The organism is Streptomyces sp. NPDC001852 (genome assembly GCF_042891825.1).
Lineage (GTDB): Bacteria > Actinomycetota > Actinomycetes > Streptomycetales > Streptomycetaceae > Streptomyces.
Genome location: NZ_JBIATN010000021.1, coordinates 146,524 through 156,843 on the forward strand (window position 1 = coordinate 146,524; position 10,320 = coordinate 156,843).

Below are 10,320 nucleotides of genomic sequence, written 5' to 3' on the forward strand. Positions count from 1 at the left end.
ACCGGGCCGTGGTCCTAGTTCTGGTGGGACTGGTAGTGCGCGACGGCGTCGGACGTCCGGCCGGCGCCGTAGACGCGGAGGAACTCCGCCAGCTCGGGATGGCTCGGCGCGAGGCTGTCCGCGGCGTCGATGATGTCGCCCGCGGCGGCCACCGAGCGCAGCAACGACTGGATCTCGCGGACCACCCGCTTGACCGTCGGCGCCCCCGAACCGCTCGTGGTCTGGGTGGTGTTGTTGAGCACAGAGCCCCCCTGAGACTTCTTGATCTCGTCCATGCGCTCGGTCGCCTCGGCGGCGCTCACACTGCCGTCCGCGACCTGCGCCGCCAGCTCCTGCAGCAGCTGCACCCGCTGCACCACAGCAGGATTGCCGATCTTCGCGCGCTGGCCGCTCATCAGCTGCGAGAGCATCGGAGCGGACAGCCCCAGGACCGCCGCGAGACGGGCCTGGTTGAGCCCGAGATCGTCGATGAGCTTACGGAAGAGCGCCCCCAACGGCTCCCCGTACCAGTTCCGCTGCAGCTCCCGCGCTCTGGCGGTGGCTTCCTGCTGTGCGGCGTCCATTGCGTCTCCCCATCGCTTTCCCCTAAAAACCGCGCGGTTCGCTGTAGCGAACCACGTCGAGCATCTTACGGAGCGTGGTCATTCGCGGGGACCCCCAATCTTTTTGCGGGATACCGGGGGTGACCCGGTACTCTGGTCTGCGGCGCCCACCGGAACGCGACTTTTCCGGCAGGATGCTGCTTCCCGGGGCCTTAGCTCAGTTGGTAGAGCGCCGTCTTTGCATGGCGGATGTCAGGGGTTCGACTCCCCTAGGCTCCACCCCCAAACGCCTCCCGACCTGCGGAAACGCAGATTCGGGAGGCGATTTTCATGCGCAGGAAGCTGCCGGTGTTCATAGTCCGGGTGCGGTGACGCGGCGAAGTGGACCTGTCGCCCGACGTGTGATGGCCCCGGTCGGCTGTCGTCGAGGACACCGGTTCGGGCCACGGGGCTTCGCCGACGAGCGGACGGCGGTTTCACGTGAAACGGGCCGCGGGCAGCGAGCGTCAACTCGCCCTGCCCACGGCCCATATGACGACCGGCGGTACGTGACCGTGTCCGGTGCTCCGGACGGCCTGCTACTGGTCGTCCTGATCTGCGGCGTCCTCCTCCGCCTGCTTCGCCTGGACCTCGGGATCCAGGGCCGACGCGTCGCTGCCGTCCACCGAGCTGAGCCGGCCGCCCGACTCCGGTACCTCCGTCGCGGCCGGCGGCTCGACCAGCCAGTCGGGGTTGGCCTGCTTGTCCCACCACTTCCAGGCCGCGAAGGCACCACCGGCCAGCACGGTCAGCAGCGCCAGCGTCTTCGCGGCCCGGCCGGCCCTGCACCGACGCTTGTTCCGACGGGCCAGCTTCTGGATGTCCTCCGCCGAGACCTGACCACGCAAAGCGGCCAGGGCGGCAGCACCGCGCGCGGCGGCCTCCTCCCGGACCGGAGCGGTCGCGGCCACGGCCTGCTCGATCCTCGGACGCGAGTACTCGGCGGCCTGACGCGAGTATTCGGCGGCCTGCCGGGCAGCCTTACGGGCACGGACGGCGGTCTCCTGCGCCGCCAGGTCCACCTTCGGCGGCACATGCGCACGAGCCTGCTCCAGACGCGGGGCGAGCCGGGCGTCGTACTGCACGCGGGCCTGTTCGGCGGCCTGCGACACCACGGGCGCCAGCCGTACGCGTGCCTCCTGCGCGTAGAGCGCGGCACGCTCCTTGGCCGTGTCGGCGTAGGGCGCCACCACTTCCGCGGCGTGCAGCACGCTGTCCTTCGCCGAGCTGGTCGCGGCGCGCACGCTGTCGATGCGGGTCACGGGTTCCTCCTCCTCGGTGGCGTACGGTATTTCGACTTTCCACCCTTTTACGGATCATGCCTGCCAACGGTCCGCGCGGCATGCGAGGGCGGGCATATGGGTGCCCATTACTCTCTTCGGCGCGATTCCGGGTGAATACCGGGCAACCGGATCCTGCCGTCGACACTGCCACGAATCGCCGCCGAGCGCTGCCTTCCGGGCGGAACTCGTGGCTGCCGGGCGACGTACGAGCCCGACCATGCGAGGATCGGGGAGTCACAGGAAGACAACGGAAGGCAGATCGTGGCCGAGCAGCTTTACGCCACCCTGAAGACCAACCACGGCGACATCGTGGTCCAGCTTTTCCCGAACCACGCGCCGGACACGGTCAAGAACTTCGTCGAGCTGGCGCAGGGCGAGCGCGAGTGGACCCACCCCGGCACGGGCGAGAAGAGCAAGAACCCGCTCTACAACGGCACGATCTTCCACCGTGTCATCAGCGGCTTCATGATCCAGGGCGGCGACCCGCTGGGCAGCGGCATCGGCGGCCCCGGCTACAAGTTCGGGGACGAGTTCCACCCGGACCTGTCCTTCAACAAGCCGTACCTGCTGGCCATGGCCAACGCCGGCCCGGGCACCAACGGCTCGCAGTTCTTCATCACCGTCGCCCCGACGACGTGGCTGAACCGCAAGCACACCATCTTCGGCGAGGTCACCGACCCGGCCAGCCAGAAGGTGGTCGACGCCATCGCCGCCGTTCCCACCGGCCGCAACGACCGCCCGGTCAACGACGTCGTCATCGAGTCGGTCGTCGTCGAGAAGCGCGAGGGCTGAGCCCACCGCTCCCCGGACCACCCCGCAGGAAAACACCGGAACGCCTCACAGCGACACACCGGAACGTCCCGCCGGGAACCAAACGCCCCGCTCGTCCGTACCAAGGATGAGCGGGGCGGGGCATTGCCGGGGGGCAGTCCCACGAGTAACAAGGGGAACCGATGGACCACGCCGAAGGCAGCACGCAGAACGCCGCCCACCGCGTGCCCGTGTGCTACCGGCACCCGGACCGTGAGACCGGTGTGCGCTGCACCCGCTGCGAGCGCCCCATCTGCCCCGAGTGCATGGTCAGCGCCTCGGTCGGCTTCCAGTGCCCCGAATGCGTGCGCGGCGGCAGCGGCACCGGACACGCACCTACGGCGTCCCGGCCCCGCACGGTCGCCGGCGGCCCGGTCACGGCCGACCCGCGGCTGCTCACCAAGGTACTGATCGGCATCAACCTCGCCGTGTACCTGGTGCAGCTGGCCGTGGGCTACAGCTTCACCGACCACTTCGAACTGGTCGGCCGAGTCCAGTTCTCCCAGTTCGGCCCGGTCGAGGGCATCGCCGGGGGGCAGTACTACCGCCTGCTGACCGCCATGTTCCTGCACTCACCCACCAGCTACACCCACATCCTGTTCAACATGCTCAGCCTGTGGTGGATCGGCGGCCCCCTGGAAGCGGCGCTCGGCCGCGCCCGCTACCTCACGCTGTACTTCGTCTCGGGCCTGGCCGGCAGCGCCCTCACCTACCTGCTCGCCGACCCGCTCCAGCCTTCCCTCGGCGCCTCGGGAGCGATCTTCGGTCTCTTCGGCGCGACCGGCGTGCTGATGCGCCGGCTCAACTACGACCTGCGCCCCCTCATCGCCCTGCTGGTGATCAACCTGATCATCACCTTCATGCCGGGCTTCCACATCGCCTGGCAGGCGCACATCGGCGGCCTCGTCGCCGGCGTCGCCGTCGGCTACGCGATGATCCACGCCCCGCGCGAGAAGCGGACGCTGGTCCAGTACGGCGCCTGTGCCGTCATACTCGCCGTCGTAGTGGTGCTCACGCTGGTCAGGACCGCTCAGCTCACCTGATACCGAACCGTTGTCCACAGGGCGTGTCGGATCTTGTGCATGGTGTACGGGCACAGCTGTGCCCCCTGTCGCTCTTCTGCGTTTCCGCAGGTCGGACAGGGGGCGAACAGATGTGTGGGGGCCGGTAGGCCAGTCACACCGGCGTCAATGCCCGGTGGGTTATCCACAGATCGTAGTTTCTTTTCCCCAGGGAGACTGTGGACAGTTGTGGACAGCGTCCCTGGCCTGTGGATAACTCAGCGGACAGCCGTGGGCAGAGCTACTTCCACTGCGTGGAGACGGCGAAGCCGGCGGCGATGAAGCCGAAGCCGACCACGATGTTCCAGTTGTCCAGCGCATTGATGGGCAGCGAACCGTCGGTCACATAGAAGACGACGATCCAGGCCAGGCCGATGATGAACATGGCCAGCATGACAGGCGCGACCCAGCCGCGGCTGTTCAGCTTGATCGCCTGCGCCTGCTTCGCCGGCGGCGGCGTGTAGTCGGCCTTCTTGCGGATACGTGACTTCGGCACGAGGGTCTCTCCTGTCGATGCGCTGCGTGGCCGCGCAGGTAACCGGTTCGGGGCTCGGGGCAGCGTACAGGCGGCCAACATGGCGACCCTGTGTGCTCCCCCGGGCGTCCGTTAGCGTAGTGCTTCCGTGGCGCCGAAGGAGATAAGGGTACGTTGAGCAATTCTGCCGACTCCCCCGGGACACAATCAACGGGCTCCGGCCCTGGCCGCAGCCTGCGTGTCCGCCCCGCGCGGATCCTCACGGCGGCCGTCTTCGCCCTCGCGGGACTGATCTTCTTCACCAGCTTCAACACGGCCAAGGGCACCGACATCCGCCAGGACGGCTCCCTGCTGAAACTGTCCGACCTGATCCAGCAGCGCAGCCGCAAGAACAAGGGGCTGGACGAGTCCAACGCGGCGCTGCGCGGGAGCGTGGAGTCCCTCGCCGAGAGCGACGACGGCAGCAGCAAGGCGCAGGACCGCAGGCTCAGCGGGCTGGAGAAGAGCGCCGGCACCCGGAAGCTCACCGGCCACGCCATCACCGTCACCCTCAACGACGCCCCGCCCAACGCCACCGCCAAGCTTCCCGGCTATCCCGAGCCGCAGCCCGACTACCTGGTCATCCACCAGCAGGACCTGCAGGCCGTGGTGAACGCGCTGTGGCAGGGCGGCGCCCAGGGCATCAAGGTCATGGACCAGCGCCTGATCTCCACCAGCGCGGTGCGCTGCGTCGGCAACACGCTGATCCTCCAGGGCCGGGTCTACTCACCGCCGTACCAGATCACGGCGGTCGGTGATCCGGACAAGCTGCAGCAGGCACTCGCGGCGAGCAAGGCGATCCAGACGTACATGGTGTACGTCAACGTCTACGGTCTCGGCTGGAAAGTGACCGACGACGGGACGGTGACTCTTCCGGGCTACTCGGGCACAGTGGATCTGCACTACGCGAAGCCCGTGCAGTAGCCAGCCATCCGTCACGGAGGCGCCGGTGCGCGTGATCGTCCGGACCGTCAGCGAGCTGTGCATCACCGTCGGTACTCTGATCGTGCTCTTCGTCGCCTATGTGCTGTTCTGGACGGGTGTGCGGGCCGACGGCGCCATGAACGACCAGATCGACCAGCTGCACCGGCAGTGGTCGAAGGGGAGGCTGCAGCCGACGGCGTCGTCCGGCGGGCGGACGTCGGTCCCGGGCGAGCAGACGGTCTCCGTGACGAAACCGGAGCCGTACCACTACGGCAAGGCCTTCGCGATCATGTACATCCCGCGGCTCGGTTTCACGTGGAACAAGCCGGTCCTGGAAGGCACCGGCCGGGACGTGCTGGCGAAGGGGCTCGCCCACTACCAGGGGACCGCGCAGCTCGGCCAGGTGGGCAACTTCGCGGTCGCCGGTCACCGGCGCACCTACGGCGACCCGTTCCTGGACTTCCCGAAGCTGCGGGCCGGGGACGCCGTCGTCCTCACCGACGGGACGACCTGGTTCACGTATCGGATCGACAAAGGGCCCTACAAAACGGTGCCGACGGACGTTGAGGTGATCGACCCTGTGCCACGTAAGTCGGGGTATGCGCGTCCGGGCCGGTATCTGACGCTGACGACGTGCGATCCGGAATGGGGGCACAGTCACCGGCTGATCGTCTGGGCGCACCTGGACTCCACACAGTCTGTGGAGGCAGGAGAACCGAGGGCTCTGCGCCGTTAGTCTGGTGGCGTACGGCGTGAGTCAGGTGCCGTGGGGATACGGAAGGAACGGCATGTACGGCTGGATCTGGCGGCATCTGCCGGGAAACGCGTGGGTGAAGGCGCTGATCTCCCTCGTCCTGGTCCTGGCCGTGATCTACGTCCTCTTCCAGTACGTCTTCCCGTGGGCCGAACCGCTGCTGCCCTTCAACGATGTGACGGTGGACAACCAGTGAGTGCGCGGATTCTCGTCGTCGACAACTACGACAGCTTCGTCTTCAACCTCGTCCAGTACCTGTATCAGCTGGGTGCCGAGTGCGAGGTGCTGCGCAACGACGAGGTGTCGACGGCGCATGCCCAGGACGGGTTCGACGGGGTGCTGCTCTCGCCCGGACCGGGAACGCCGGAGGAGGCGGGCGTGTGCGTGGACATGGTCCGCCACTGCGCGTCCACCGGTGTGCCGGTGTTCGGGGTGTGCCTGGGCATGCAGTCGATGCAGGTGGCGTACGGCGGTGTGGTCGACCGGGCGCCGGAGCTGCTGCACGGCAAGACCTCGCTGGTGGAGCACGAGGGCAAGGGCGTCTTCGCGGGCCTGCCCTCGCCCTTCACGGCGACCCGCTACCACTCTCTGGCCGCCGAGCCGGCGACGGTCCCGGCCGAGCTGGAGGTGACCGCCCGCACCCATGACGGCATCATCATGGGCCTGCGGCACCGGGAACTTCCGGTGGAGGGCGTCCAGTTCCACCCCGAGTCGGTGCTGACCGAGCACGGGCACCGGATGCTGGCCAACTGGCTGGTGGAGTGCGGCGACGAGGGTGCCGTGGCGAGGTCGACGGGGCTGGCCCCGGTGGTGGGCAGGGCCACGGCGTGACCGCGCTGCGCCCGGAGCGCGAGACCGATGCCTCGTACGGGGATCAGTCGTACGAGGCTTCCGGTGCGCTTGGGGACTCGGTCGCGGCGGGCGCGGTGCCCCGGGGTCCGTACGGGGAGCCGTACGAGGAGTCGTACGACCAGTCGTACCGGCCCGCCCCGGACGACGAGACGATGGCGCTGCGGATCCCCGAGCCTTCGCCGGGCCCGGAGAGGGGGCGCCGCGGCGCCTCTGGGGCCCCGTCAGGCTCATCCGCCACTCCCGGTGGGGTCGGTGGCCGTGCGGCCCGCAGAAAGGCCGCCAAGCGCCGTGGCGGGCGTCATGGTGCCGGACGGGAGGCGGCATCCGCGGAGACGGCGGAGAACGCGGAGCCCGGTCGGCCGCTGTCCCGGGTGGAGGCACGGCGGCAGGCGCGGTTGCGCAAGCCGAGTCCGGGCGTCATCGCGAGCCGGGCGATCGGTGAGGTGTTCATCACCACCGGCGTGCTGATGCTGCTGTTCGTCACCTATCAGCTGTGGTGGACCAACATCCGTGCGCACGCGCAGGCGGGCAGCGAAACGCATCAGCTCCAGGACGACTGGGCGAGCGGCAAGCGCAACCCGGGGGTCTTCGAGCCGGGGCAGGGTTTCGCCATCCTGCACATCCCCAAGCTGGACGTGGTCGCGCCGATCGCGGAGGGCGTCAGCAAGGAGAAGGTCCTCGACAAGGGCATGGTCGGGCACTACGGCGAGCCCCCGCTGAAGACGGCGATGCCCGATGCCAAGACCGGCAACTTCGCTCTTGCCGCCCACCGCAACACGCACGGCGAACCGTTCCGGTACATCAACAAGCTCAAGCCCGGGGACGCGGTCGTGGTCGAGACGCAGGACACGTACTTCGTGTACAAGGTGACCTCGACGCTGCCGGTGACCTCGCCGTCCAACACGAGCGTGCTGGACCCCGTTCCGAGGGGCTCGGGCTTCACCCAGCCCGGCCGCTACATCACCCTCACCACCTGTACGCCGGAGTTCACGAGCAAGTACCGGCTGGTCGTCTGGGGCAAGATGGTCGAGGAACGCCCGCGCAGCAAGGGCAAGCCGGACGCGCTCATCGAGTAGGGCATCAGCAGGGCTGAAGCGAGCAGGGCTGAAGCGAGTAGGGGCAGAGGGAACTGTGGCAGCGACCGCCGACGACACCGAAGAACACACGGACGCGTCCGACGCACGTCGGGCCCGGCCCGGCCGGATCGCGGCGGCGGTCAGCGTCCTCGGTGAACTCCTCATCACCGCCGGCCTGTTGCTCGCCCTGTTCGTCGTGTACTCCCTGTGGTGGACGAACGTGATAGCGGACCGCAAGGCGGACAAAGAGGCCGACAAGGTCCGCCAGCAATGGGCCCACGCGACGGACTCCGCTCCGGGCGCGCTGGACACCAAGGACGGCATCGGCTTCCTGCACGTTCCGTCCATGAAGAACGGCGTGGTCCTGGTCAAGAAGGGCACGAGCACGGACGTCCTGAACGACGGCGTGGCCGGCTACTACACGGATCCGGTCAGGGCAGCGCTCCCCATGACCGGCAAGGACGGCAACTTCACCCTCGCCGCGCACCGGGACGGGCACGGCGCGAAGTTCCACAACATCGACAAGGTGAAGAAGGGCGACCCGATCGTCTTCGAGACGCGGGACGACTGGTACGTCTACAAGGTCTTCTCGATCCTCCCGGAGACCTCGAAGTACAACGTCAAGGTCATCGACCAGGTCCCGAAGGAGTCCGGCAAGAACAAGCCGGGCCACTACATCACCCTGACGACGTGCACGCCGGTGTACACGAGCGAGTACCGGTATGTGGTGTGGGGCGAACTGGTCCGCGTGGAGAAGGTGGACAGCAAGCGGACGCCGCCGGCGGAGCTGGGGGGCTGACCGAGCTCCTTGAAGGACCTCAGTCCTCTAGCATGGCGGAGGCCCGAAGCCGCAACCTTCCTTTGCGGCTTCGGGCCCTTTTGCGTCGCGCCGTATCTACTCCAAGGCCTGCAGCGGCTCCCCGGCGCTCCACCGCTGCAGCATCCCGCGGTGCACAGCGGTGATCCCTGCCTTGGTGGCGATGTGGAGGGCCTCAGGGGTGAAGGGGCAGGTCGCTACGAAGAGCGCCACTTCCGCGCTGTACAGAACCTTGGCGGCCCCGACGAACTTCTGCATCTCGGGGCTGGTGATGTTGAAGTAGGGCGCGAACCGCTGCACTGGACGACAAACCGTCGCCCGTCGGCCGTGAGCCCGATGATGTCGACGCCCCGGTCCTGGAGCAGAGCTCCGGCACTCTGCCTCCAGGGTGCCGGAGCTCTGCTCGAAGGGATGGTCAGTCAGCCGTTGTTGCCGCCGAGGAAGCCGCCGCCGCCGTTGCCGCCGCCGATGTCGACGGTGGTCAGGACGATCTGGGTGTTGCTCGGGTCGGCCTGGGTTCCCGCGGGCGGGGTCTGGCTGATGACCCGGGCCTTGTCGTCGTTGGGGCCGTTGACCTGGATCTGGGTGAAGCCCTGCTGCTGCAGGATCTGCTGGGCCTGCTTCAGGGGCTGGGTCGTGACGTTCGGTACCTGAGTCGGTTGGCTGGCCTGGAACTTGCCCACGTTGATGACGACGGGCGTGTTCTTGTCGACCTGGCTGCCCACCGCCGGGTTGGTCGACAAGACCTTGCCGTCGTCGTCCTGGTTGGTGGTGGGGGTTTCCGTGCATGTGGAGCTGGGAGCCAGGCCCAACTGCGTCAGCTCGGCCTTCGCGTCGTCGCAGGACTTGCCGACGACGTCGTTGGGGATGGTGACCTTGTCCGCCGCCTTGGCAACGGTCAGGGTGATCTTGGAACCCTTCTGAACCTCGATACCGAGGTCGGGGTTCTGCTTGATGACCGTGCCCACCGGCTGCGTCGAGACCTCGTCCTTCCGGACGACATCGAACTTGTACTTATCGCCTTCGAGCGTCGCCTTGGCGTCGTCGAAGTTCTGACCGAGGACATTCGGCACGGCGACCTTGGGAGCACCCGTCGACACGGTCAGGTTGATCGTGGAGCCCTTGTCCACCTCTGTCTTGGGCGTCGGGTCCTGGGCACAGACGTTGCCCTTGGCCTGGTCGTCGCAGGGCTTCCTGGTGACCGACACCTTCAGGTCGACATTGTCGGCCATGTTCCTGGCTGTGCTCAGCGGCTGGCCGACGAACGTCGGTACCGGCACCTTGCCGTTGCCGGTGTTGCCGTTGCTGGCGACCCACTTCCCGATCAGGATGGCGCCGATCAGGACCAGGATGCCCGCGACCACCAGGAGGATCGTGGAGGTGTTGGACTTCTTCTGCTGGCGGCCGCGGCGGCCGGGGCCCTCGTCGTAGCCGTAGCCGCCGTCGTCCGGGTTCATCGGCGGGAGCATGCTGGTCGCCCCCGCGCCGGCGTCCGGGCGCAGGGCCGTCGTCGGCTGGTCGTCGGGGTAGCCGCCGTAGCCCACCGCGCCCATCGCGGCGGTCGCCGCGACCGGCTGGCCGTCCAGGCAGGCCTCGATGTCGGCGCGCATCTCGTCGGCCGACTGGTAGCGGTAGTTCGGGTCCTTGA

At 68.0% G+C, this 10,320-nt stretch carries 13 protein-coding genes and 1 tRNA gene; 9 read left to right on the forward strand and 5 right to left on the reverse strand.

Annotated features, from left to right (window positions below; genetic code table 11):
• Nucleotides 1-14 precede the first annotated feature (14 nt).
• Nucleotides 15-563 carry a DNA-binding protein gene (locus tag ACFYZB_RS31320; RefSeq protein ID WP_351217327.1) on the reverse strand — a complete coding sequence of 183 codons (549 nt, stop codon included), beginning with the start codon at nucleotides 561-563 and terminating at the stop codon, nucleotides 15-17.
• 185 nt (nucleotides 564-748) lie between these two features.
• On the opposite strand from ACFYZB_RS31320, the gene ACFYZB_RS31325 reads away from it, so the two are divergent.
• Nucleotides 749-821: transfer RNA gene (locus ACFYZB_RS31325), tRNA-Ala, on the forward strand.
• 299 nt (nucleotides 822-1,120) lie between these two features.
• Here ACFYZB_RS31325 and ACFYZB_RS31330 read toward each other — a convergent pair.
• Nucleotides 1,121-1,843 (reverse strand): DUF5324 family protein, encoded by a 723-nt coding sequence (locus ACFYZB_RS31330; RefSeq protein WP_388764297.1) that lies wholly within the window; start codon nucleotides 1,841-1,843, stop codon nucleotides 1,121-1,123.
• A 282-nt stretch (nucleotides 1,844-2,125) separates the two neighbouring features.
• On the opposite strand from ACFYZB_RS31330, the gene ACFYZB_RS31335 reads away from it, so the two are divergent.
• Nucleotides 2,126-2,656 (forward strand): peptidylprolyl isomerase, encoded by a 531-nt coding sequence (locus ACFYZB_RS31335; protein ID WP_388764299.1) that lies wholly within the window; start codon nucleotides 2,126-2,128, stop codon nucleotides 2,654-2,656.
• A gap of 161 nt (nucleotides 2,657-2,817) precedes the next feature.
• Complete coding sequence (locus ACFYZB_RS31340; protein WP_388764301.1) at nucleotides 2,818-3,717, forward strand: rhomboid family intramembrane serine protease; 900 nt, start codon at nucleotides 2,818-2,820, stop codon at nucleotides 3,715-3,717.
• A 259-nt stretch (nucleotides 3,718-3,976) separates the two neighbouring features.
• On the opposite strand, the gene crgA is transcribed toward ACFYZB_RS31340, so the two are convergent.
• On the reverse strand, nucleotides 3,977-4,231 hold the full coding sequence (gene crgA / locus ACFYZB_RS31345; protein WP_351217318.1) for a cell division protein CrgA: 255 nt from the start codon (nucleotides 4,229-4,231) through the stop codon (nucleotides 3,977-3,979).
• Between the two features lie 153 nt (nucleotides 4,232-4,384).
• Here crgA and ACFYZB_RS31350 point away from each other — a divergent pair, with 153 nt between their 5' ends.
• Genes ACFYZB_RS31350 through ACFYZB_RS31375 form a run of 6 tightly spaced genes read left to right on the forward strand, consistent with a single transcriptional unit; the run spans nucleotide 4,385 to nucleotide 8,654 of the window.
• Nucleotides 4,385-5,173 (forward strand): DUF881 domain-containing protein, encoded by a 789-nt coding sequence (locus ACFYZB_RS31350; protein WP_388764303.1) that lies wholly within the window; start codon nucleotides 4,385-4,387, stop codon nucleotides 5,171-5,173.
• A 25-nt stretch (nucleotides 5,174-5,198) separates the two neighbouring features.
• Nucleotides 5,199-5,909 (forward strand): class E sortase, encoded by a 711-nt coding sequence (locus ACFYZB_RS31355; RefSeq protein WP_388764304.1) that lies wholly within the window; start codon nucleotides 5,199-5,201, stop codon nucleotides 5,907-5,909.
• Between the two features lie 52 nt (nucleotides 5,910-5,961).
• Complete coding sequence (locus ACFYZB_RS31360; RefSeq protein WP_351217312.1) at nucleotides 5,962-6,123, forward strand: hypothetical protein; 162 nt, start codon at nucleotides 5,962-5,964, stop codon at nucleotides 6,121-6,123.
• On the forward strand, nucleotides 6,120-6,758 hold the full coding sequence (locus tag ACFYZB_RS31365) for an aminodeoxychorismate/anthranilate synthase component II (RefSeq protein WP_351217310.1): 639 nt from the start codon (nucleotides 6,120-6,122) through the stop codon (nucleotides 6,756-6,758). The genes ACFYZB_RS31360 and ACFYZB_RS31365 overlap by 4 nt, the downstream gene beginning before the upstream one ends.
• Nucleotides 6,755-7,855: a class E sortase gene (locus tag ACFYZB_RS31370; protein WP_388764306.1), complete on the forward strand. Its 1,101-nt coding sequence runs from the start codon at nucleotides 6,755-6,757 to the stop codon at nucleotides 7,853-7,855. Before ACFYZB_RS31365 ends, ACFYZB_RS31370 begins: the two co-directional genes overlap by 4 nt.
• A gap of 55 nt (nucleotides 7,856-7,910) precedes the next feature.
• Nucleotides 7,911-8,654, forward strand: a complete 744-nt coding sequence (locus ACFYZB_RS31375) for a class E sortase (RefSeq protein WP_388764308.1) — start codon at nucleotides 7,911-7,913, stop codon at nucleotides 8,652-8,654.
• A 96-nt stretch (nucleotides 8,655-8,750) separates the two neighbouring features.
• Here ACFYZB_RS31375 and ACFYZB_RS31380 read toward each other — a convergent pair whose 3' ends face one another.
• Entirely contained in the window at nucleotides 8,751-8,972 is a 222-nt protein-coding gene (locus ACFYZB_RS31380; protein ID WP_388764310.1) for a restriction endonuclease, read from the reverse strand.
• 119 nt (nucleotides 8,973-9,091) lie between these two features.
• On the reverse strand, nucleotides 9,092-10,320 hold a 1,229-nt coding region (locus tag ACFYZB_RS31385; protein ID WP_388764312.1), incomplete at its 5' end, for a PASTA domain-containing protein.

What these genes read in the sequence shown, in the direction of transcription:
- ACFYZB_RS31320 (WP_351217327.1), bottom strand. Translation starts at nt 563, where the DNA reads ATGGACGCCGCACAGCAGGAAGCCACCGCCAGAGCGCGGGAGCTGCAG.
- ACFYZB_RS31340 (WP_388764301.1), top strand. Translation starts at nt 2,818, where the DNA reads ATGGACCACGCCGAAGGCAGCACGCAGAACGCCGCCCACCGCGTGCCC.
- ACFYZB_RS31360 (WP_351217312.1), top strand. Translation starts at nt 5,962, where the DNA reads ATGTACGGCTGGATCTGGCGGCATCTGCCGGGAAACGCGTGGGTGAAG.